Source organism: Eubacterium sp. AF16-48, assembly GCF_003479405.1.
In the GTDB taxonomy this organism is placed as follows: domain Bacteria; phylum Bacillota; class Clostridia; order Lachnospirales; family Lachnospiraceae; genus Eubacterium_G; species Eubacterium_G segne.
Map to the genome: position 1 here is coordinate 20,249 of NZ_QUHB01000004.1, position 23,191 is coordinate 43,439.

The following is a 23,191-nucleotide window of genomic DNA, read 5'->3' on the forward strand; positions in this document are numbered from 1 at the left end:
AAAATATGTCGCATATAGATCAGAGTAAAATAAGAAATTTTTGCATTATTGCTCATATTGATCACGGAAAATCTACTTTGGCAGACCGTATAATAGAGATGACAGGGCTTCTTACAAACAGGGAAATGCAGGCTCAGGTTCTTGATAATATGGACTTAGAAAGAGAACGTGGAATAACAATAAAATCTCAGGCAGTTCGTACTGTTTATAAGGCTAAAGACGGTGAGGAATATATTTTTAATCTTATTGATACACCGGGCCATGTGGATTTTAATTACGAGGTATCACGAAGCTTAGCAGCCTGTGATGGTGCAGTATTGGTAGTTGATGCGGCACAGGGTGTGGAAGCACAGACTCTGGCAAATGTTTATCTTGCATTAGACCATGACCTAGAGGTTTTTCCGGTAATAAACAAAATTGACCTTCCATCAGCTGACCCGGATAGGGTAAAGGCGGAAATAGAGGATGTTATAGGACTTGATGCAGAGGATGCACCACTTATTTCAGCCAAAACAGGACTTAACTGTGGTGAGGTTTTAGAGGCAATTGTTAAGAATATTCCGGCACCGGAGGGAAATCCGGAGGCTCCCCTTAAAGCACTTATTTTTGACAGCTTATATGATTCATACAAGGGAGTTATTGTATTTTGCCGAATAAAAGAGGGTACCGTAAAGCCGGGAATGAATATAAAAATGATGGCAACAGGAGCTAAAGCAAATGTTGTGGAAGTAGGATATTTTGGAGCAGGTCAGTTTATAGCCTGTGATGAATTATCAGCAGGAATGGTTGGATATATTACGGCAAGTATAAAAAATGTCCGTGATACCAAGGTTGGTGATACCGTAACTGATGCAGACAGACCATGTGATGAGCCACTTCCGGGATATAAGGAAGTTAATTCAATGGTTTACTGTGGTGTATATCCGGCAGATGGAGCCAAATATCCTGATTTAAGAGATGCTTTGGAAAAACTTCAGCTAAATGATGCATCCCTTAAATACGAACCGGAAACATCAATAGCCTTAGGATTTGGTTTCAGATGTGGATTCTTAGGACTTCTTCATCTTGAAATTGTTCAGGAGAGACTAGAGAGGGAATACGGACTTGATTTGGTAACTACGGCACCGTCAGTTATTTATAAGGTATACAAGGAAAATGGGGAGTTAATAGAACTTACCAACCCAACTAATTTGCCGGATCCAAGTGAAATAGAACATATGGAGGAACCTATTGTAAGTGCCGAAATAATGGTAACTACAGAGTTTATAGGCTCTATTATGGAATTGTGTCAGCAAAGACGTGGACGATATATAGGAATGGAGTATGTGGAAGGTTCAAGAGCACTTCTTAAATATGATATTCCGTTAAATGAAATAATATATGATTTCTTTGATGCATTAAAATCCCGCTCAAGAGGGTATGCCTCATTCGATTATGAATTAAAAGGATATGAAACAGCTAAGTTAGTTAAGCTTGACATTCTTATAAATAAGGAAGAGGTGGATGCACTATCCTTTATAGTTCCGGAGGCTTCAGCATATGAGCGTGGCAGAAAAATGTGCGAGAAACTGAAGAATGAAATTCCAAGACAGCTTTTTGAAGTACCGATTCAGGCAGCAGTAGGAAGTAAAGTTATTGCAAGAGAAACAGTTAAGGCAATGAGAAAAGACGTGCTTGCTAAATGTTATGGTGGCGATATTTCAAGAAAGAAAAAGCTGTTAGAAAAGCAGAAGGAAGGAAAGAAACGTATGCGCCAGGTTGGAAATGTGGAAATACCACAGTCAGCATTTATGGCGGTTTTGAAATTAGATGAGGAGTAATGTACTATAAGAAGATAATATCATACTGCACAGTTTTATTGTTTACAGTAATTATATCTGCTAATGTAAACACATTAACTTATGCCAAAAGCATTAAAGCCGAAACACCAAAGAATGTTGTAGTTAAAAGGTATATTACAACAGCATTAAAAATTAAATGGAGTAAGGTAAAAAAAGCCGATGGTTATAGGATATACAGATATAGCAGTAAAAAGAAAAAATATGTCAGTATAAAGACGGTTTTTAATAATGAAAAGACCTGTTGGATTGACAAAAAATTAAAAGTCCATAAAGTGTATAAATACAAAGTGTCATCTTTTAAAGTACACAAAGGGAAGAAAAAGTTTAGTAAAAAATCCTACCGGGTGTCAGGGAGAACCTATAGAATTAATGACCGATTAGTAAATGCCGGAGAAGTATTTATTTTGGGAAATAGTCCTATTAGTATAGGACTATGTAGCGAAAATGAGTATCAGGTATTCATTAATCCTGACAGAAAGGTTAAAAATAAAAAGGCAAAACCGTTTTCTAAAGAAGTTATATGGAGTAGCAGTGATATTTCTCTAGTGAAGGTAAATAAGATGGGGAAAATTACTTCCTTTGATAAAGAAGGAACGTGCTATGTTTATTTAAGGGCACACAATGGGGTGCAAAAAAGGATTAAAGTTAAAGTAGTTAATTTTGCAAATCCAAAGAGTTTTTCGGGTTATGAGGGAAACGATTCTTATGTAAACGAGTTATTGCTCAATTATAAAAAGGAAGTATGCAATATTGCAACTTATTTCACGGTACATACAAAGCAGGGTGTAAACGGATGTATAAAAAGTGATGACGATGGAAATATTGTAGGAATCCCGGATATGGAGAACATTTCAGCAATTCAAAATGATATCAACAAATTGTTGACACAGTTTCCCCTTGTAATAAAAATATATTATAATGGGGAAGGAGCAGTAAAATTTAAACTGTGCTTTAATGCAGCAGGAACTTCATATAGAGATATCATTTATGATAAAAATAATGAATATGAGGAGTCGCCACAGCAGATTGCACCCCATTGGGTATTACGAAGGTCACCGGGGCGCTAAATCAGTTTATTACAAGAAAATCAAAATGGTCTCTTATACAGAAAGGCAATTATAATTATGGATAAATTAGAAATATATGTTCATATACCCTTTTGTGCTAAGAAGTGCGATTATTGTGACTTTTTATCTATGAGAGGGGATTCGGTAACTAAAAGAGAGTATGTTTCTGCATTAATTAATGAAATTAAATTAAGTAAGGATAGAATGGAAGGGTACCTTGTCGATACAATATTTATCGGTGGAGGTACTCCTTCCATATTAGAAGGAAAATATATTGGAGAAATAATGGATGCCATAAGACAAAACTGTGTGGTGGATGAGAATGCAGAAATTACCATTGAATGTAACCCGGGAACTCTTGATAAGTATAAATTGAAATACTATAAGGATTTAGGGATAAACAGAATAAGTATAGGTTTGCAGTCAGCTAATGATGATGAACTTATGGCAATTGGAAGAATACACAATTTTGATAAGTTTTTGGAAAGTTATAAGTTAGCCAGAGAGGCAGGATTTTCTAATATAAATGTAGATATAATGAGTGCACTTCCGGGACAAAGCATTGAAAGCTATAGAGAGACTCTTAAAAAAGTGACAGACTTAAATCCTGAACATATTTCTGCTTACAGTCTTATTGTGGAGGAGGAAACCCCGCTTTATGACAGGGTGGAGGCAGCAGAGAATGCAGGATATAGCATATTACCTGATGAGGATACGGAGCGGGAAATGTACTATGAAACCGGAAAATTCCTAAAGGATTCAGGTTATATGAGATATGAAATATCTAACTACAGCAAGGTGGGATATGAATGCAGGCATAATATAGGATATTGGAAACGAAAGGATTATCTGGGATTTGGATTAGGGGCGGCATCGTTATATAAAAATACCAGATATAGCAACATCGCAGGTTTAAGTCAGTACATTTCTGTTATGTCAGGTGGCAATTTGGAGGAGAATGAAAATTTCTGGGGAGAGACTATTTATCAGGATGATATATGGGATATTCAGGAAGACCCTCTTACTGTGATTCAGGGAAAAATCCAGAAACTTAGCAATAAAGATATGATGGAAGAATTTATGTTTTTGGGACTGAGAATGATGGAGGGAATATCTGTGGATGAATTTGAAGAAAAATTTGGAAGAAAATTTGAGACAGTTTATGGTAATGTGGCAGATAAGTTAATAAGTCAGGGATTATTAAAGAAAAATGATAATAGGATAATGCTTACAGACAGGGGAATAGATGTAAGTAATTATGCAATGTCTGAATTTTTACTGTAGGAGGCTCTATGAACAAAATACTGGTAGTTGAAGATGATGAAAGTATTGCAAAAATGATAGAAGTTACGCTGGATATGGGAAATTATTCCTGCGATAAAGTGTATGACGGAATAGCTGCAAAGGAAAAAATAGAAAATAATAAGTATTCCCTTATTCTTTTAGATGTCATGCTTCCGGGAATAGACGGCTTCTCCTTAATGAAGTATATAAAACCCTTAAAAATTCCAACTATATTTATAACTGCAAAACAGGATGTAGTGGACAGGGTTCACGGACTTAAGTTAGGGGCGGAGGATTACATACTAAAACCTTTTGAGGCAATGGAACTTTTAGCCAGAGTGGAAGTGGTTTTAAGAAGATATCATAATGAAGAGGATGTAATTGAATACCACGATATTAAGGCAGATATTACTAAACATCAGGTAACCTGTAATGATGAAATTATTAATCTTACTCCAAAAGAGTTTGATATTTTAGTGTTTTTCTTAAAGCATAAGGATATTGTTATAAGGAAAGAGCGGTTAATGGCAGAAATATGGGGATATGATTTTGTGGGAGAAACAAGAACAGTGGATACCCATGTGCAGCAGGTAAGAAAGAAAATGAAATTAAAAGAAAAATTAGTTACTATTCCAAAGGTAGGATACTGCCTGTACAGTTAAATCAATAGGAGTGGCATATGAAGATATGGCAGAGAATATTTATAGTGACAATGTTCATTGTTACGGTTTTTACACTGGCAATGGGACTTTTACTAATTGGAAACCAGTATAAATATCAGATAGATGCAGAAATAAATAATTCCAAAAAGTTCCACGAAAATGTTATGGCATCAGTAAATGTTGAAGTGCAACGACAGATGCAGGAAAAAACCAAATCGATTTTAAGTGATCACGAATTTTTAGAGGCATATAAAGCCGCCTATGAAAGATTTGAGGATTTAGGTTATGGGTTGAAATTAAGTATGGACGGGGAAAACATAATGAATAACTATGACTTCTCAGATGACATAGTTAATAAGAATATGATTAAACAGGAAAGATATGCAGGATATGAAATAGTACACAAAAGTGATTATTATTTTCTTATAATGGAATCTGAAAACAGTATTTATGGCAGAAAAATAAAATGCGACACGGAGTATGATATTACACATATTTACGGGGCTTATTTTGCTCAAAGGGACAGGCTGAAGGTACTTACCATAGTATTTTCCCTGCTTTCGGGAATTATTCTTTTAGTAACTATCAGATTTTTACTTAGACCTGTAAAAAAACTTCAATGGGGAATACATAGTATATCTGACGGAGATTATGGAAGACAGCTTGAGGTAAAGGGGAATAATGAAATTACAGAGCTTACAAAAGATGTTAATCAGATGTCCGAAAAAATAGCAGATGATAACAGGGCAAAGGAAGAAATGATAGAAAGCAGGCAGGTATTTATTGACAACATGGCTCATGAAATGAAAACTCCTCTGACTGCAATTTTAGGATTTTCGGATATACTGACTATTAAGCAGAATCTTACGGAAGAACAGATAAAGGAATATTCAGGGTATATTTATAAAGAGGCATTAAGGTTAAAAACAATGTCAGGGAAGCTAATGGAATTAGCACAAATAGAAGAAAAAAACGTGAAGGGTGAATGTGTTGATATAGGCAATATTCTGGATGAAGTAATATTATCGGAACAAATTGTTTTGGAAAAAAGTAATATAAAGATAAATAAAAAGATTGTAAATAAAAATGTTATGGTTGATAAGGATTTAATTAAATCTGTTTTTTATAACATTTTAGATAATGGCGCTAAGGCTACCACGCAAAATGGTGAAATGGATGTAAGTATGTCTGTGGAAAATAATAAGGTTGTAATAAAGATTCAGGATTATGGCATAGGGATTCCGAAGGAAGATGTAAAGAAGGTTATGGAACCGTTTTATATGGTAGACAAATCACGAACACGAAAAAGTGGTGGGGCAGGTTTAGGTCTTGCACTGTGTAAAAAGATTATTGAATTAAGTAATGGTGAAATAGAAATATCCAGTGACATAGGTAAGGGCTGCCTTGTTACAGTAACACTTCCTGTTTATGATTTAGATTGATGAGGTTAAATATATGAAAAAGAATATATCGAATATAGTTACAATCTTAGCAGCACTGATAATAGTGGTAGCAGGTGTTGAAGCTATAAATATATATGCATCCCATGAAGAAAAAACAAGAATTAACAAGGTTGGAAGCACATTTTTACAGTTAGATAATGACATCAGCTTAGAGCGTAAGGTTTTTAACAGTGAATGCATTATAACCGGTAGCTATAAAGAAGTTAAGAATTTTAATAAGTTCAGTGCCATAACAGATGAGATTATAAAGGAATATGCTATGGATACCCGGACTGAAAAAACAGGTTATACCAATGGTGACAGCTACATTATTAAGTTAAAGGATAATTCTCAGGAAATTAATGTTTTTATCAATGAAAAAAACAGGGCAATAGAGTTTCAAAAAAGTATGGTGGAAATCAATAATGCAGGTGAAAGGGAAGAGGGATTTGTAAAAGTACAGGACGACAGAGACAGCACCGGCTCAGAGCTTTATTCTCTGATAAATGCAATACTTAAGGGATGTATAAAAGAAAATATGGTATCACCTAAATTGGATACCATAAAGAAAATAATGGGTGACTTCAATGGGGAAGAAATTTTCTGGCATGGTGATAAATTTTATATTCCTTTTAGAAATAATGAAAAGTATATTGTGATAATGTATGATTACAAAAATAAGGAATATTGTGGTGGAAAGTTAGTTTTAGGAGAATAAGAGAAGGCTCTAATTTTTGCAAAAATTTTGCATTTTTTTAGAGCTTTTTTTAATGCCGGCATATTACCATATAAGTGTTAAAGAAATCGCATAATTGATTTTATAAGGAGGAATTATGAGAAAAGGTAAGAGAATGCTTATATTGGCAATGGCAGGAATTATAGGAATGTCATTACTAGGTGGATGTTCAGGCAAAAAAGTGGAGGATAGTGGACAGGATAACACTGATGAAATTCAGATTACGACAGGACTGGATAAAAATGTCAAAGGAGAAGTTTCCGTAATGGTATGGTCCGGTGACGGTGAATATTATGAGGACATCGGAAATCCTAAAAGCACTGCAGGTAAGAAGCTTTCAGACCCTACAAAAATTGTGGCACAAAATGTAGCCCAGCTTTATGCAGTGGCAAAGAAATTTAATGAGGTTTATCCGGGAATAAAAATTAATGTGTGGTCAAAAATTGGTGATCCGGATCAGTATAACACTCAGTCATGGGAGCAGGAAATGGAAAACTTTCAGGCAAAGTATGGAAAATATCCGGATGTATGGGCATCAACAGACGTAACCGGGGATATAAAGAAGGGGCTGGTTGCAGATTTGTCAGTTTATAAGGATGACGAAACATATAAAAAATACAATGAAAGTCTTATGAAAAGCATTAATTATGATGGATTTCAGGGAGGTCTCCCGTCATATACAATTCCGGGAGGAATTTGGGTCAATAAGGCGTTGGCACAGGATAATAATATAAATGTTCCAAAGCCTGACTGGAATATTGACCAGTTTACAAGATTTATTTCTAAGGCAGATTGTAAGGAGTTCTGGGGATCAAAGGGAACACCTATAGAAGTTTTGGAGCTTGGAACAGATAATATAAATAAGAAGATTTTAGAAGAAAATAAGGTTGAGTTAAATAGTGAACAGGTAAAGTCACTTCTTAAATATCTGCCTAAATGGGCTGAAAAGTCTATAGATGTGGCAGCCGGTTCAGGAAAAATAACAAAAGATATAGTTAAGGAAAATGGTGGATACAGCTGGACGTATTTTACAAACAACAGAACATTAATAAATTTTGAAGACCCATGGTATTTAACATCAGGTGCTGATGAGGATGCAAAGGATAGCCCTTCATATATTAAATCAGCAGATTGGGACATATATCCATATCCTTCTACGGATTATTGTGAAAATACAATTAAAATAATTATGGATCCTATATGTGTACACAATTATGCACTGGATGATAAAAATAAGGAATGGAGTAAAGAGGAAGAGTTAAAGCGTGATATATCCTATACCTTTGCTTCTTTCTGGACAGCTTCTACAGATGCAAGAAAGGCAATTTATGACCAAAAGTGGAGTGATAACGGTCAAATAAAATCGGCAGCAGGAGATTCTTTCCCTGTTGTAACAGGAACAGATTATGATGAACAAATGAAAATGTGGAATGATTTGCCTGCACATAAATCCTATAAAGATAAAGATGGATTTAATGAGGTGTTAAAAATATGGAATGAAGGACGATACTGGGATGTAATTGATAAATGCTGGACGTCAACAGTAACTGAAAAGGGAGATACGGTAAAGACCATGGAAGAGTGGTTAAGATGTGGTGATCAGCAGGTTGCCGGTGCATGGTTTACTGAAAAGAACTGGGCAGACAGTGTAAAATCAAGATTATCTGACTGGGACAGCAAAATAAATGGAAAAATTGTTACAGCAGATAAACAGTTAAAAGATGCATTTAAGAAATTGTATGGAAAATAAAAATAGAAAAGCACAAGATTAACGAAAATAGGCTGTCGCATTAGCGGCAGCCTATTTTGGCATAAAAACTAACAGCAAGACTATTAACAGTCCGACTGATACTTCATTTACTTAAAAACTCTGACAGAGATCTGTTTAAGTACGCTTTTTCCCATTAGCTTAGTAGTTTATCCACAGCATCCTGTAATTCAGGATGCTGTCTGTATTTTTCAATTAATTCCCGCTCATGATTGGTAATATGAAACTGCTTTTTATCACTATAACCGAAGGTGCCTAAAATATCATCAATGTTGTATATTTCACAAAGAACTAAAAGAGTGTCGGCATCAGGTTGAGCCTGTCCGCTTTCCCATCCGTAAATTGTTTTGGTAGCTACTGTTAAAGACCTTTCATTTAACAGCTCAGCCACTTCATTAACTGTCAGTTTGTTATTTTTTCTATATTTTTTTAGCACCTTTGCTATCATTTCATTTTTCATTTAAAACATTCCTTTCAAAATAGAAATTATAGATGTTATGCTTTGGACACTTACATCATATTATAAATTTTATCTTATCCTACCCCAAAATATGCGTCAACAAATTCTTACTAATTGAGAAAAGTTAGAATTGAAATTCTTTACAAATAAGAATATAATGCTATATAAGTAAAAAAGTCTTAGAAGTTAAGAAATGGGGTACAACATTGAGCGTTTCAGAAAAAGTTTCAAAATACATAGAATCTAATAATTTGTCCTTTCTTCAAATTTCGAAAGATACCGGAATAGACGAGAGAAAACTGCGGGGAGAGATTAAACCTTTAGAGGCAGGAGAGTTTTTGGAATTGTGCTTTTATTTAAATGTCAAACCGGAAGAGTTTATGGAGTAAGGTAGGAAAGAACAGTGCTTAGATACAAATGCAAAAAGGATAACATTATTACAAAAAACAGTATCTGTCCGGTGTGTGGCGGCAGAAGTAAGTTAGAGAGCTCAGATATATATTGGTGTCACAACTGTAAGGTGCCATTATATGAAAAGGTGTGCAAATGCTGCAATACGCAGGGAGAGAGAATAACTACGGATATCCGCCCGGTTTTCCCACAGGAGAGGCTTTTGCTGGAATTAATATGGAATAAGGCTCCCGGAACCTACGAAAAGTCATCAGTTTGGAATTGCTCGGGGAATTACTATTACATTGATGGAAAGCGTATAAGATTTTCCGTTAAGGATTTAAAAAATATAGATGCTGATTTGGTTAGAAAGAGATACTTTCAGGAAGAAAAAAATATTAACCGGCAATATTTTGATGAGTACATAGACAGATTTGTTAAGGCAAATAGTGACAGATATGAATTTATAGTTAAGGAAGCTACGGATTATATAAGGGGGTCTGTAAAAGGTTATACGGTAATGGATATGTTTGTGTCTTTTTCGGGAGGAAAAGACTCTACAGTTACGTCGGATTTAGTTATAAGGGCTCTTAGCGAACCGAAAATCTTGCATATATTTGGGGATACGACTTTAGAATTCCCGGAGACCATTAAATATGTTGAGAGATTTAAAAAAGAACATCCTAAAACTCCGGTTTTGTCATCTAGAAATAAGGACAAGGATTTTGAGGAACTTTGTCAGTTAGTTGGGCCGCCAAGTCGTGTTATGCGTTGGTGTTGCACAGTGTTTAAGACAGGTGCCATTCAAAGAAAAATAAAATCCCTGTTTAAGAATAAAAATAAAATCATTACTTTTTATGGAATAAGAAGAAGCGAGTCAAAAAGCAGAAGCAAGTATGAGAGGGAAACGGAAGGCTCGAAAATAACAAAGCAGATTACCATATCTCCCATTATTGACTGGATGGATTTTGATGTATGGTTATACATTTTAACCACAAAAATTGATTTTAACAATGCATACAGGCTGGGCTATGCCAGGGTAGGATGCTGGTGCTGCCCGAATAATAGCGGATGGTCAGAATTTTTATCTAAAATTCATATGAAGGAGCAGTCTGATAAGTTTAGGAAGATGCTTATTGATTTCGCTATAAAGATAGGAAAGCCTGATGCCGAAGTGTATGTGGATGACGGAAAATGGAAGGCAAGGCAAGGGGGAAACGGCGTAGAATATGCAGGAAAAACAGCAGTTTCTTTTGAACCCTGTGCATTAGAGGAAAATGCCTTTAATTACCAGCTGCTTCGCCCTATAACGGAGGAATTATATGAATTGTTTAAACCTTTTGGATATATAAATTTTGATTTGGGAAATAAAAGGTTAGGTGAGGTTTACGTTACAAGGAAAAATGCCATGCCGGTATTAAAACTTCAGGGACGAATAGGCAGTAATACATTAAAGGTAACTATTGTTGATTATCACATTGATGGTGCAAAAAGCGTAAAAACTGCAGAAGAAAAGGTAAAATGCCAGATTACAAAATATCAGATGTGTATGGGTTGCCGTGCCTGTGAAAGCATATGCAAGTATAATGCAATTGTTATTAAGGAAGGAAAAGAAGGCATTAGTTACAGAATTTTAGACGATAAATGTAAGAGATGCATGGAGTGCGTCAACCATTATACAGGGGGATGCTACATGAGAAAGGTACTTGCAACTAAGAAGGATAAATAGATTAGGAGGCAGATTGTGATAAAACTGAAAGGCCACGAGACATTTGCCATTCGTGAGGGATGGCTTAGTAAAGGCTTAATAGAAGTGGATAAAAACGAAAAGGTATTTTCTAAGAATTTTGGAGCAGACACTCTGGGAGTGGGAAGTAATATGGCAAAGGCTATCAGATATTGGCTAAAAGCAGGAGATTTTACTAAGGAAACAGGAAAAAGTCAGGTTTCGCTTACTGAAATTGGAAAAATAATACTGAAAAATGACAGATATTTTGAGGATATATTCCCTTTGGAAATTTTCCATGTAAATCTTGTTCATAACAGGGAAAATGCAACCTCATGGTATTTAACTTTCAATAAGATAAATGCAGAGGAATTTGATAAGGATGAATTGTTTGTATTGCTGGAAAATGAAATTCATAAAATGGGGGTGGAGGATTTTTCCGTACGTTCCCTTCAGGATGATGTAAATGTATTACTTAATATGTACACAAGGGAAAAAACACAGGATTACGACCCGGAGGAAAAGCGTATTTCACCTTTTTCTAAAATCGGTTTAATAAAGAAAAATGGAAAGAAATATATAAAAACGGCACCGGATTATACGGTTCTAAGCCCTATGGCGGTTTTGTATGCCCTAAAAAAATATATGGATTATAAAAATACTTTATCCTTAAGAATTGATGAGGCTGTAAACGAACCTTTGTCACCGGGAAAAGTGTTTAATTTAAAGCGGATTAAAATGAATGAATACTTAGATAAGTTAGAGGAAGAGGGCTATATCACCTTAAACAGAACAGCGGGGCTTGATATGATATACATGGAAAATAACATTACATTAGAGCAGATAATGGAGAAATATTATGCATAAATTAACGGACATGATACATATTGACAAAAGATTTCAAACTTCAATTAATCTTGAACTGGATTTAAATAACCCGGAAAAAATAGTAAGTTATATTCCAACGGTGTCTTCCGTGGATGTTTTAAATGAATATGCAGGACATATTGTTGAAAACAGAAACAAGGCAAATATTCTTATTGGCCCATATGGTAAGGGAAAATCTCATTTGCTTTTGGTTTTTATGGCATTAATTAGTGGAAATAAAGAAGTTTTTGAAAAAGTTATTGGGAAAATTAAGGCAAACAAATTAAATAAAACTTCCAATATTGAACTTTTAAAGGGAAAAAAGTTTTTGCCGGTTATTATTTCAGGCACATATGAGGATTTAAACCGCGGTTTTATTGAAGGATTAAGGGAGGCTTTAAAAAGAGAGGGATTAAATGACATTGTCCCGGAAACATATTATACAAAGGCATATGAGTGTATCAGGGAGTGGAAGGAAAACTACAAAGATACATATAGGGCTTTTGTGGGAAAATTAAGGGAAAATAATTATGAAATCGGGGAGTTTTTAAAGAAGCTGTCAAGGGAAAACAAAGAGGCAATGGATTTATTTGAAAAGATATATCCAATGCTTACTTCAGGCAGCAGGTTTAACCCTATATATGAAACTCTTGCCATAAAGCTTTACAGTGACATAAAGGAAAAACTGGTACGAATAAAAGGATACAGTGGAATTTATGTTATTTTTGATGAGTTTAGTAAGTATGTGGAAGGACATCGGCAGGACACTTTTTCAAGAGACATGAAAATATTACAGGATATGTGTGAATTGGCTCAGAAAAATGAAGAGTACCAGCTCCACATTACTTTTGTTGCCCACAAAAGCATAAAAGAATACGGAAAAGACATGCCGGAAGAAATGATAAACGCTTTTATGGGAGTAGAGGGACGTTTAAAGGAAGAGCGTTTTGTAGTATTTCCAGCAAATAATTATGAAATTATAGGACATGTTGTATCAAAAAGCAAAAAAGAATATGAGTCATTTTTAAAAGAGAATGATACTTTTAAGGAAATAATTGAAAAGTCATATAATACACCGTATTTTCAAAGCAATTTTACAATGGAAGAATATATGAAAATAGTGGCTTGGGGAAGTTTCCCACTTTTACCCCTTACCTCTTACTGCCTTTTTAATATTAGTGCCAAGGTTGCCCAAAATGAGAGAAGTGTATTTACATTTCTGGCAAATGATGAGCATGGAAGTCTTATTAACCTGCTGGATAAAAACGAAATGTTAGGGGTGGATGTGGTATATGATTATTTTGAAAATCTCTTTAGGGAAAATAAAGGTATGCCTGAGATACATAATGAATGGTTACAGGCGGACTATGCCTTAAATAAAGCAGAGTCAAAGGAAGAAAGACGGATAATTAAAACATTGGCGGTGTTTAGAATCATAAGAAAGCCGGACGAATTGCCTATAGTAAAAGAAAAGCTATGGTTAGCATCAGGGCTTAACAGGGAAAGCTTCAATAAGACTGTGGATAAATTAGAGAAAAAAGGTCTTATTATTTTCAGAATAAAAATGGGTACCTATGCCTTTAAGCATAACGTAGGTGTTGATATAGAAAAAGAGATAGAAAAGGTTGTAAATTCTTTCACGGGAAAAGTGAATATTCCAAAGGAAATAGAGAAAATTTCCGAATTAGATTTTGCTCTTCCTAAACAGTACAATCAGAAGTTTACCATGACCAGGTTTTTCAGATATGTGTTTATGAGTCCTGAACAGTTTCAAAAGGTAACGAAGGCGGAATATCTTTTTGAGGAATACAGGGCAGACGGCATTATTGTGGCTATAGTAAATGCAGGAGAGGATGACACAGAGAAAATTATACATCAGGTAAACAAATTAAATGATAAAAGAATTGTGGTTATTTACCCTGAAAACAGGTTTGTTCAGGATAAAAATATCAGAAAACTTCTTGCAGTAAAACAGCTTATTAAAAATGACAGGTTTATTGAGGATAATCAGGTTTTATTATCAGAGCTTAAGTTATATGAAGAGGATTTGATTTTTGAAATAAACAGCTTTTTAGAGAAAAGCTATATGCCTGAAAATGGGGAGTGTAGAATTTTTTACTGCGAACCGTTACCTGAAATAAAGTCAGAGAGAGCCTTTAACAGATTTTTAAGTGGAATATGTAGCAGCTACTACAACATGGCACCAAAAATCAACAATGAGCTTATTAACCGTACAAATGTATCAGCGCAGATTAAAAAAGCACGTCAGAAAATAATTGATAATATTCTAAATAATGATGACTGCATAGGATACAACAAAGGAACAAGTCCGGAAGCTACCATTTTCAGGGCTACTGTGGTTCATACAGGATTATTAGAAAACAATAATGAGAAAACGGTGGATAAGGGCGTAGAGCTGATAAATAAGGAAATTGACGGATTTATTATGAAATCAGCGGGAGAAAAAGTATCTTTTAAGGAACTTTATGATGTTTTAGAGGGAGAAAGCTTCGGTGTCAGAAGGGGAGTTATACCTATTTATTTAGCAAGAAAATTTATGGCAATGGAAGATATGCCTGTTGTTTATTTGTCTGATAAGGAAATCGAAATTACAAGTAATGTGTTTGAAAATATAAATTTAAATCCTGACAGGTATTTTTTATACACGGAAAAGGAAAGTCTTGAAAAAGAAAAATATTTAAAGGCAGTTGAAAATATTTTCCATATGGATAATGTTTCAGGACAAAACAGGCTGGGAAATATTGTTGCTAAAATTCAGGAATGGTACAGGAATCTCCCGCAGATTACCATAAATACCAAAAGAAATTGCGTTGGAAGGGAATATTACAGATTTAGAAATCTGTTTAGAAATATTGAACTTAATCCAAGGGACATTCTCTTTGAGGAAGTTTTAAACATATTAGGTGGAGAAGAAAAAAGCTTTGAAGCCTGTATAGTTAAAATGAAAAAGATAGTTGAATATCTTAATTCCTTTGCCTTAAGGGAGAAGGAGGACGTTGTCAGAAATATTAAGAAAATCTGGAGCGTCGCACCGGGAGAAAGTTTGGCACCATGCCTTAAGGGCTGGTATAAAACCATAGAAAATAATGCCTTTAAACAGGTGTGGAATGAAAATACATCAGGTTTTATTAATGTTATAAGGGACTTGGATATAAATGATGAGTTAGAGATTGCCAATTGGCTGGCAAAGGCAGTAAGTGGAATTTATATTGAAGACTGGAATGATTTTACAAAAGATAAGTTTTTAGTTTCTATAGAAGAAATTAAAAATAGTCTGGAAAGTTTTAACGGGGAAGAGGATAAAGGTGAAAGTAAATTAAGCTTTACAGACAGAAATGGAAATAAGGTAGAGAAATATTACGATGCAAATTTAGACGACAGTACAGGGTATTTCTTAAAAAATGCCATAACAGAGGCGTTGGATGAGTTTGGAGATGCACTGGAAACAAAGGAAAAGCTGTCAGTTTTAATGCAGACCATAGAGGAATTATTAGAGGGGTAATAAATTGATATATTTGGATAATGCAGCAACTACATATCCTAAACCGGAAGAGGTATATAAGGCAATGGATTTTGTCAACAGAAATCTGGCAATGAACCCGGGACGGGGAGGATACAGTAAGGCGAAGGAAGCGGAAAATATAATAGATGAAACAAGAAATAAACTTCTTAAGTTAGCAGGAGGCAGTGACGATTATAATGTGGTACTTACCCCTTCAGCAACTATAGCCTTAAACGAAGTGATTATGGGACTTTCCTTTAGGGAGGGGGAGAATGTTTATGTTTCTGCCTTTGAGCATAATGCCGTAATGAGAACTTTGCATGCTGCAGAAAAAATATATGGATTTAATATAGTTGAACTGCCTCTTAATGAGGATTTAACAATAGATATTGAAAAAACAAAGTATATGTTCTCCAAGGATATTCCAGGAAAGGTATTTGCATGTCACGTGAGTAATGTGACAGGTTATATATTGCCTGTTAATGAAATAGCTAACCTTGCTAAGGAATACGAAGCCACAGTGGTAGTGGACGCATCCCAGTCATTGGGATTAGTTCCCATAGATTTGGGGCAGACACATATTGATTATATGGTGTTTGCAGGGCACAAAACCTTGTATGGACCTTTGGGAATAGGCGGATTTTTTATAAAGTGTGGAAATAATTTAAGGAAATATATATCAGGGGGAACCGGAACTGACTCCCTTAATCTGGAGATGCCTGATAATGGCATTAAAGGATATGAGCCGGCAAGTTTTAATGTGGTGGCAGCAGCAGGACTTAACGCAGCTCTTGATGAAATAAAGGATAATGAAGCAGTTGAAACATTATTTTTAAGGGAAAAAGAGCTGGAAAATTATTTGGTAAAGGAACTTGAAAAAATACATAACGTTAAATTGTATGTAACAGGGAATGTTAATTCCGTTGGAATTGTACCTTTTAATATAGAAGGCTATAAGGCATCTGAAACAGGAATGATTTTGGATGTGGATTATGACGTGGCAGTGAGAACAGGATATCATTGTGCTCCACTAATTCACAAATATTTAAAGGATACTGATTACCTGGGAGTGGTAAGGGCAAGTATTGGAAAGTTTACCACAAAAGAAGAAATAGATGGTTTTGTAAAGGCTGTAAGGGATATAGCAGAGGAATACTAAGGGGAATTTTTTATGAGCTTTAAAGATATAGAAATAAAACAGGAATACCGTTCTTTTAATGATAATATGGTGGAAGATTTTTATTATCCTTTATTAAGTAAGGCAAAATTATATGAAAGGGCAGTGGGATTTTTTTCATCCACAGCATTAATTGAAATATCAAAGGGCATATCAGGTCTGGTAGAAAACGGAGGAAAAATCCGGTTGATTGCTTCTCCTAAATTATCCGGGGAAGACGTAGAGGCAATAGAGAAAGGGCTACAGCAACGGAAAAGTGTTATTACAAACAGCATTAATAAAGCTATTTTGGAACCGGAAAACGAATATGAGGAAAGAAGGCTTGATTTACTGGCTAATCTGGTAGCTGCAAATGTTCTTGAAATAAAAATAGCAGTTGTGGAGAATGAAGCAGGTATTGGAATGTATCATGAAAAAATGGGACTGCTATATGACTATGAGGAAAATATTGTAGCATTTAGTGGTTCTATGAATGAAAGTACCACGGCGTTTTCATACAATATGGAAAATATTGATGTTTATAAATCATGGGAGGGGGAATCGGAAAGACAGCGGGTAATGAATAAAAAGGTTAACTTTGATGCAATGTGGAATGACTATGAACCTCACATACGTATAATGGATTTTCCGGAGGCTTCAAGGGAGAAACTTTTTGAATATCGAAAAAGCAGTGAAATAGATTTAAGTTTAGACAGAAAAGAAGACTGGAATCAGTCAGAAAATAACGGGAGAAAAGAACTAAAAGAAGGGCCGGCTTTTCCTGAATGGTTTAGCATAAGAGATTATCAGAAAAGTGCCATACAGCAATGGGAGATAAATAATTACATAGGAATATTTGATATGGCAACAGGAACAGGTAAAACCCTGACAGGATTATCGGCAGTTGTAAGACTATACCAACATGTAAGAAAAGGACTTGCTATATTTATAGTGTGTCCTTATCAGCATTTAGTAAGTCAGTGGGTAGAGGATATAGAAAGCTTTAATATAAAGCCGGTTATATGTCACAGTGCTTCACCTCAAAAGCATTGGGCATCCAGGTTAAAGGATGCATGTATGGCATTAGAATTTGGTGCATCGGACTATATGTGTGGGATTTTCACCAATGCAACCTATTCATCAAAAAAGGTTCAAAACATAATAGAAGATGTAAAGGATAAGGCCTTATTACTGGTAGATGAGGCACACAATTTTGGAGCAGAGAAGTTAAGTAAGTGCCTTGATGAAAAGATACCATACAGATTGGCTTTGTCTGCAACATTAGAAAGGCACGGAGACAGTGCAGGCACGGAAAAGTTATTTAATTATTTTAAAAATAAATGTATTGAGTATTCCCTAAAGGATGCAATAGAAAATGATATGCTGGTGAGATATTACTACCATCCTGTGGTGGTTTCTTTTGAATCGGAAGAATTAAATGATTATCTGGAACTGACAAAGAAGATAGGAAAATTAATTTTAGGGAACAAAAAGAAGGAAATAAGTGACCAGGCAAAAATGCTTTTAATAAAGCGGGCAAGATTAGTGGCAGCAGCAAGGCAGAAGGTTGATGCATTAGTAGATGAAATGAAAGACTATATGGAGGAAAATCATATATTGGTATATTGCGGAGCTACTACCATGAAAGATATAGACTACAAAGAGGGAAAGCCTCTTGAAGAAGAAAAAAGACAGATTGACATTGTAATGAAACGTTTAGGCCTTGAGCTTAATATGAAGGTGGCGAAGTTTACCTCTGAGGAGGATGCACAAAAACGTGAAATTTTAAAGAGAGAGTTTGATGAGGGAGAGAGCATTCAGGTATTAATTGCCATAAGATGTTTAGATGAAGGTGTAAACATACCAAGTATCAGAAAGGCGTTTATTTTGGCAAGCAGTACAAATCCCAAAGAATATATACAGAGAAGGGGAAGGGTACTGAGAAAATGTCCCGGAAAGAAGTATGCAGATATATATGATTTTATAATGTCACCTATCCCATTAGATAGGGTGGATTCCTACAACGAATCAATTGTAAAAATGTCAGCGTCTCTGGTAAAAAGAGAAATTGAAAGAATGAAGGATTTTGCCGCATTAGCTGAAAATTCCAGTGAAGCGGATGAGATTATATATGAACTAATGGATAAATACCAAATAAACTATTTAGATGAGGAGGAGTTTTATGAGTGAGAAATTACAGGAGGAAACACAGTTAGATGAAGAGATACTTTGGAAAATAAAGTACGATATTTACAAATTAGAAGAAGATAATTTAAAGACAAAACAGAAAACCGACAGTGGCATGGTTGACGCTATCAGAAAAATTATAATTGATGCTTTGTCAGATAAAAATTTTTAGGGGGAACAATTTATGCTTATAAAATCATTAAAGTACAAGAATTTCAGACAATTTAAAGGGGAAAACAAAATAGATTTTTCCTGTGATAAGGACAACAATGTAACAATTATTTTAGGAAATAATACATTTGGAAAAACTACATTGCTTCAAATGTTTAACTGGTGCCTTTACAATAAAGTAATGTTTAGACGGCAGGATAATCCGGACATGCTTTTAAATCTTGATGTGGCAATGAATATGTATAATGGGGATTTAGACCAGGTTATGGTAGAGATAGTATTACAGCACCAGAATACTGAGTATACCATAACACGAAAGCAGGCATATAAAAAGATAGAAGGAAAAGTTACGGGATTAATGCCTATGCTGACAATGTCTGCAAAGAATTTAAGCACCGGAGGAACCGATCCTGTCGAAAAAGATGATAGCAGGAAAGAGATAATAAACAAAATCATGCCGCAGGAATTATCAGGATATTTTCTATTTGACACTGAGCGGGTTCAAAATGTGGCAGAGAGAAAGGATTTGTCTGAGGCAGTAAAGGGTCTTTTAGGCTTAAATGCCATGGGAAATGCCAGAAAACACCTGGGAAAAGTAGAATCAAAAACTACGGTTATTGGTGGATTTTACAATGATTTAGGGACGCACTTAGGTACGGAAAAGGAACAAAGATACATTAAAGAGGTTCAAAGAGCGGAGGAAGAAATAACTAAATATGAAGAAGTAAAAAACAATACTGAAGATGAGATGAAAAAATATCAACAGATTAAGGAGGAATTAGAAGATAAAATAAGATCGTTAGCAGATGCAACAAAGCTTCAGAAAGAAAAGGAACAGTTAGAACAGAGAAGAATTTTGGATGACAATGAATTAGAAAGCGAATGTGATGCCTATGTGAAACTGTTTAGTGACAGGTTTGTTTTCTTTATGGCACAGCCGTTATATAAAAAGGCCAAAGAAGTTTTAGAGGACGCTGACATAGAAGATAAGGGAATAAGAGATATAACTGCTGATTCCATAAAGGAGATTATTAAAAATGGAAGATGCATATGCGGAACTAAAGTCGAAAATGGCAATGAAGCATATATTCATTTAATGGAGCAGTTAAAATATGTTCCGCCGGAATCAATAGGAACTACCGTGGCAAATTTTAAGAAAGAAATTAATTTGTTTAACAGACAAAACAGAGACGACGGTTTTTATATGTCTTTACAAAGCAAAATAAAAAGAATGATTGATATTACGGAAAGAATAAATGAAGCAAATGACAGAGTTAAGCAAATTGAAAAAGAAATTGCAGGTAAAGAAGATGCAGGAAAATACCAGTTTAGATTAAATAAGACTAAAAATAAATTAAAGGATTTAGCTGAAAAAAGAGATAACTGTATATCCACAATCTCAAAAAATAAAGAGCAGAGAGATCATGCTAAAAAAATAATTAATATATCTGTTGCCAGAAATGAAAAGAACAAAGAGATAAACAGATATATGGCATATGCCGAAGCAATTAAAGAATGGTTTGATGATTATTATATTAGTGAGGAAATGCAAATAAGGGAGAAACTTGAAAATAAGGTAAATGAGATATTTAGCAGAATGTATAGTGGAACCCGTGTGTTAAAAATTGATGACAAATACAGGACAACCTTGTATACAAAGGCAGAAGGCTCAGACGAACTGGTTACTTCCGGTGAATCTGAAGGTCTTATAAGGGTTAAAAACTTTGCCTTCATTGCAGGACTGGTGGATTTGGCAAAAGAGCAGAAAATTCAAATTGGAGATAAGGAGATGAAAGGGGAATCATATCCATTGATACTTGATGCACCTTTCTCTAATGCTGACGAAATTCACATAAAAAATATTGCCAGGGAATTACCGGGAGTTGCAGAGCAGGTAATAATGTTTGTAATGGAAAAGGACTGGCGTTATGCAAAGGAAGTTATAGAAGGAAAAGTCGCAAAAAGCTACGTACTGGAGAAACATAGTGATACATATTCAGAGATAATCAAGGAGGATACGAAATGTCAGATAACAGAATAAGACTATTTGAAGGTGACGTTCTTTTAAGGGGAAAACATTCTGCCTACGTCAAATTTTTGGTAAATGATGCTAAAATATTTGACAAGTATATTGATGTGTATCTTTGCGGTGCTGTTGTAGGATATCTTTATAATGTTAAGGCTCCAAGGGATAATTCAATTCAGGATACCGGTAAAATATATGCTGATGCGGTATCTAAGCATAAGCAGGACTGTATGTTTTTATATAGACTGATTACATTATTAGACGGAGCAAAGTCAGATGAAAAAGAATGTATAAACAGAGCCTTCAGATATGACACTGATGATGGAAAAGCAGAGGAAACAAAGGAGTGCTTAGAAAGGTTTAATGCCTATGCCAGAGGCGGTATTGAAAAATTATATGATGATTTAAAATCAGGTGCCACAAACAGACGGGATTATATTAGAAACAGTATAGATTATGCTAAAAAGTTTAAGGATGAGTTAGATGATTCAGGTGTATCCTATGAGGAGAAACTTAAACGTGAAATTAGCGGGGGACGGAATATATAAAAACTGTTGACTTTTATTTTTTTAGAGAATATAATAGTAGGGCATGCGTAAAGGGGACAGTGTGCCTTTTTGTATGTAAGTGTAACAGATTAACACGTAATTCTAATAACAGGAGGTGAAATAGGAATGCCTACATTTAACCAGTTAGTAAGAAAAGGACGTCAGACAGCAGTTAAGAAGTCTACTGCTCCAGCTTTATTAAAGAGCTACAACTCTTTGAATAAGAAGATGAACGACACAGCTTCTCCACAGAAGCGTGGTGTTTGTACAGCAGTTAAGACAGCTACACCTAAGAAACCAAACTCAGCTCTTAGAAAAATTGCCAGAGTTCGTCTTTCTAATGGTATCGAAGTAACAAGCTACATCCCAGGTGAAGGTCACAACCTTCAGGAGCATAGCGTTGTTCTTATCCGTGGTGGTAGAGTAAAAGACTTACCAGGTACAAGATATCATATCATTAGAGGTACTCTTGATACTGCAGGTGTTGCAAACAGACGCCAGGCACGTTCTAAGTATGGTGCTAAGAGACCTAAAGCAGGTAAGTAATAAGCACATTACGAATAGTAGGAATGACTTTTATAAGTCAGTCACAGGTTGAATGAATGTGTAACGGTTATTAGAGTTATGTAGATATAGAGTCTAAAGCCGTGAGCAAGACACAATCTAAGTGAGTACCTATGATCTAATCGCATATATCTTTGATATTATGCAAAACAAGAATTTCAAATAAAGAATATTTTTGGAAATTCTGGAAAAATTGATTAAGGAGGGAAGCAACAATGCCACGTAAGGGACATGCTCAGAAGAGAGAAGTATTAGCAGATCCAATGTACAACAGCATCGTAGTTACAAAACTTATCAACAACATTATGTTAGATGGTAAGAAAGGTGTAGCTCAGAAAATCGTATACGGAGCATTCGAAAAGATTGCAGATCAGACAGGAAAAGATGCTATCGAAGTATTTGAAGAAGCTATGAACAACGTTATGCCAGCACTTGAGGTTAAGGCTAGACGTATCGGTGGTGCCACATATCAGGTACCTATTGAAGTAAGACCGGAAAGAAGACAGGCTTTAGGTCTTCGTTGGATTACTTTATATTCTCGTCAGAGAAGTGAAAAGACAATGGTGGACAGATTAGCTAACGAAATTATGGACGCAGCTAATAACACTGGTTCATCAGTTAAGAAACGTGAAGATATGCATAAGATGGCTGAGGCAAACAAGGCTTTTGCACATTATCGTTTCTAATAAAGTTCAATTATTTATTGAGAATATGCAGCATTGCATGACATATAAGGCAATTGCCTAATAGACTAAAAATAGGAGGAAAAAACC

At 35.1% G+C, this 23,191-nt stretch carries 19 protein-coding genes; 18 read left to right on the forward strand and 1 reads right to left on the reverse strand.

Going from position 1 to position 23,191, the window contains the following annotated elements; genetic code table 11:
- The first annotated feature begins 5 nt into the window (after positions 1-5).
- The 7 genes from lepA to DWW68_RS05790 all read left to right on the forward strand — a co-directional run bounded on the left by lepA (position 6) and on the right by DWW68_RS05790 (position 8,782).
- A complete protein-coding gene (lepA, locus tag DWW68_RS05760) occupies positions 6-1,820 on the forward strand; it encodes a translation elongation factor 4 (protein WP_021951949.1) in 1,815 nt (604 codons plus the stop codon).
- Positions 1,820-2,908, forward strand: coding sequence for a hypothetical protein (locus DWW68_RS05765; protein WP_118589758.1), 1,089 nt, complete (start codon positions 1,820-1,822; stop codon positions 2,906-2,908). Before lepA ends, DWW68_RS05765 begins: the two co-directional genes overlap by 1 nt.
- A 57-nt stretch (positions 2,909-2,965) precedes the next feature.
- Positions 2,966-4,192, forward strand: a complete 1,227-nt coding sequence (gene hemW, locus DWW68_RS05770) for a radical SAM family heme chaperone HemW (RefSeq protein WP_118589757.1) — start codon at positions 2,966-2,968, stop codon at positions 4,190-4,192.
- 8 nt (positions 4,193-4,200) lie between these two features.
- Positions 4,201-4,854 (forward strand): response regulator transcription factor, encoded by a 654-nt coding sequence (locus DWW68_RS05775; RefSeq protein ID WP_021951951.1) that lies wholly within the window; start codon positions 4,201-4,203, stop codon positions 4,852-4,854.
- A gap of 17 nt (positions 4,855-4,871) precedes the next feature.
- The gene (locus tag DWW68_RS05780; protein ID WP_118589756.1) at positions 4,872-6,296 is read left to right on the forward strand and encodes a HAMP domain-containing sensor histidine kinase; all 1,425 of its coding nucleotides are present in this window, start codon (positions 4,872-4,874) and stop codon (positions 6,294-6,296) included.
- A gap of 13 nt (positions 6,297-6,309) precedes the next feature.
- A complete protein-coding gene (locus tag DWW68_RS05785; protein WP_021951953.1) occupies positions 6,310-7,014 on the forward strand; it encodes a hypothetical protein in 705 nt (234 codons plus the stop codon).
- Positions 7,015-7,129: 115 nt separating this feature from the next.
- On the forward strand, positions 7,130-8,782 hold the full coding sequence (locus tag DWW68_RS05790) for a hypothetical protein (protein WP_118589755.1): 1,653 nt from the start codon (positions 7,130-7,132) through the stop codon (positions 8,780-8,782).
- A gap of 154 nt (positions 8,783-8,936) precedes the next feature.
- On the opposite strand, the gene DWW68_RS05795 is transcribed toward DWW68_RS05790, so the two are convergent.
- The gene (locus DWW68_RS05795; RefSeq protein WP_021951955.1) at positions 8,937-9,260 is read right to left on the reverse strand and encodes a helix-turn-helix transcriptional regulator; all 324 of its coding nucleotides are present in this window, start codon (positions 9,258-9,260) and stop codon (positions 8,937-8,939) included.
- A 206-nt stretch (positions 9,261-9,466) separates the two neighbouring features.
- Here DWW68_RS05795 and DWW68_RS05800 point away from each other — a divergent pair, with 206 nt between their 5' ends.
- From DWW68_RS05800 to rpsG, 11 genes are all read left to right on the forward strand, one after another.
- Complete coding sequence (locus tag DWW68_RS05800) at positions 9,467-9,649, forward strand: hypothetical protein (protein WP_118589754.1); 183 nt, start codon at positions 9,467-9,469, stop codon at positions 9,647-9,649.
- 14 nt (positions 9,650-9,663) lie between these two features.
- Positions 9,664-11,379 (forward strand): phosphoadenosine phosphosulfate reductase family protein, encoded by a 1,716-nt coding sequence (locus DWW68_RS05805; protein ID WP_118589753.1) that lies wholly within the window; start codon positions 9,664-9,666, stop codon positions 11,377-11,379.
- Between the two features lie 15 nt (positions 11,380-11,394).
- Positions 11,395-12,243: a DUF4007 family protein gene (locus DWW68_RS05810; protein WP_158576816.1), complete on the forward strand. Its 849-nt coding sequence runs from the start codon at positions 11,395-11,397 to the stop codon at positions 12,241-12,243.
- Positions 12,236-15,766 carry a hypothetical protein gene (locus DWW68_RS05815; RefSeq protein ID WP_118589751.1) on the forward strand — a complete coding sequence of 1,177 codons (3,531 nt, stop codon included), beginning with the start codon at positions 12,236-12,238 and terminating at the stop codon, positions 15,764-15,766. The genes DWW68_RS05810 and DWW68_RS05815 overlap by 8 nt, the downstream gene beginning before the upstream one ends.
- Before the next feature lie 4 nt (positions 15,767-15,770).
- A complete protein-coding gene (locus DWW68_RS05820; RefSeq protein WP_118589750.1) occupies positions 15,771-16,925 on the forward strand; it encodes an aminotransferase class V-fold PLP-dependent enzyme in 1,155 nt (384 codons plus the stop codon).
- A 12-nt stretch (positions 16,926-16,937) separates the two neighbouring features.
- A complete protein-coding gene (locus DWW68_RS05825) occupies positions 16,938-19,112 on the forward strand; it encodes a DEAD/DEAH box helicase family protein (RefSeq protein ID WP_118589749.1) in 2,175 nt (724 codons plus the stop codon).
- On the forward strand, positions 19,105-19,281 hold the full coding sequence (locus DWW68_RS13415) for a hypothetical protein (protein ID WP_021951961.1): 177 nt from the start codon (positions 19,105-19,107) through the stop codon (positions 19,279-19,281). Before DWW68_RS05825 ends, DWW68_RS13415 begins: the two co-directional genes overlap by 8 nt.
- A gap of 12 nt (positions 19,282-19,293) precedes the next feature.
- Entirely contained in the window at positions 19,294-21,321 is a 2,028-nt protein-coding gene (locus DWW68_RS05830; protein ID WP_021951962.1) for an AAA family ATPase, read from the forward strand.
- Positions 21,303-21,854, forward strand: coding sequence for a hypothetical protein (locus DWW68_RS05835; RefSeq protein ID WP_118589748.1), 552 nt, complete (start codon positions 21,303-21,305; stop codon positions 21,852-21,854). The genes DWW68_RS05830 and DWW68_RS05835 overlap by 19 nt, the downstream gene beginning before the upstream one ends.
- Before the next feature lie 126 nt (positions 21,855-21,980).
- Entirely contained in the window at positions 21,981-22,400 is a 420-nt protein-coding gene (gene rpsL / locus DWW68_RS05840) for a 30S ribosomal protein S12 (protein ID WP_021951964.1), read from the forward strand.
- A gap of 233 nt (positions 22,401-22,633) precedes the next feature.
- A complete protein-coding gene (gene rpsG, locus DWW68_RS05845; protein ID WP_021951965.1) occupies positions 22,634-23,104 on the forward strand; it encodes a 30S ribosomal protein S7 in 471 nt (156 codons plus the stop codon).
- Positions 23,105-23,191: the final 87 nt, after the last annotated feature.

Coding starts and splice junctions, on each gene's coding strand:
- lepA (WP_021951949.1), top strand. CDS start 6: ATGTCGCATATAGATCAGAGTAAAATAAGAAATTTTTGCATTATTGCT.
- DWW68_RS05765 (WP_118589758.1), top strand. CDS start 1,820: ATGTACTATAAGAAGATAATATCATACTGCACAGTTTTATTGTTTACA.
- hemW (WP_118589757.1), top strand. CDS start 2,966: ATGGATAAATTAGAAATATATGTTCATATACCCTTTTGTGCTAAGAAG.
- DWW68_RS05775 (WP_021951951.1), top strand. CDS start 4,201: ATGAACAAAATACTGGTAGTTGAAGATGATGAAAGTATTGCAAAAATG.
- DWW68_RS05780 (WP_118589756.1), top strand. CDS start 4,872: ATGAAGATATGGCAGAGAATATTTATAGTGACAATGTTCATTGTTACG.
- DWW68_RS05785 (WP_021951953.1), top strand. CDS start 6,310: ATGAAAAAGAATATATCGAATATAGTTACAATCTTAGCAGCACTGATA.
- DWW68_RS05790 (WP_118589755.1), top strand. CDS start 7,130: ATGAGAAAAGGTAAGAGAATGCTTATATTGGCAATGGCAGGAATTATA.
- DWW68_RS05795 (WP_021951955.1), bottom strand. CDS start 9,260: ATGAAAAATGAAATGATAGCAAAGGTGCTAAAAAAATATAGAAAAAAT.
- DWW68_RS05815 (WP_118589751.1), top strand. CDS start 12,236: ATGCATAAATTAACGGACATGATACATATTGACAAAAGATTTCAAACT.
- DWW68_RS05825 (WP_118589749.1), top strand. CDS start 16,938: ATGAGCTTTAAAGATATAGAAATAAAACAGGAATACCGTTCTTTTAAT.
- DWW68_RS13415 (WP_021951961.1), top strand. CDS start 19,105: ATGAGTGAGAAATTACAGGAGGAAACACAGTTAGATGAAGAGATACTT.
- DWW68_RS05830 (WP_021951962.1), top strand. CDS start 19,294: ATGCTTATAAAATCATTAAAGTACAAGAATTTCAGACAATTTAAAGGG.
- DWW68_RS05835 (WP_118589748.1), top strand. CDS start 21,303: ATGTCAGATAACAGAATAAGACTATTTGAAGGTGACGTTCTTTTAAGG.
- rpsL (WP_021951964.1), top strand. CDS start 21,981: ATGCCTACATTTAACCAGTTAGTAAGAAAAGGACGTCAGACAGCAGTT.
- rpsG (WP_021951965.1), top strand. CDS start 22,634: ATGCCACGTAAGGGACATGCTCAGAAGAGAGAAGTATTAGCAGATCCA.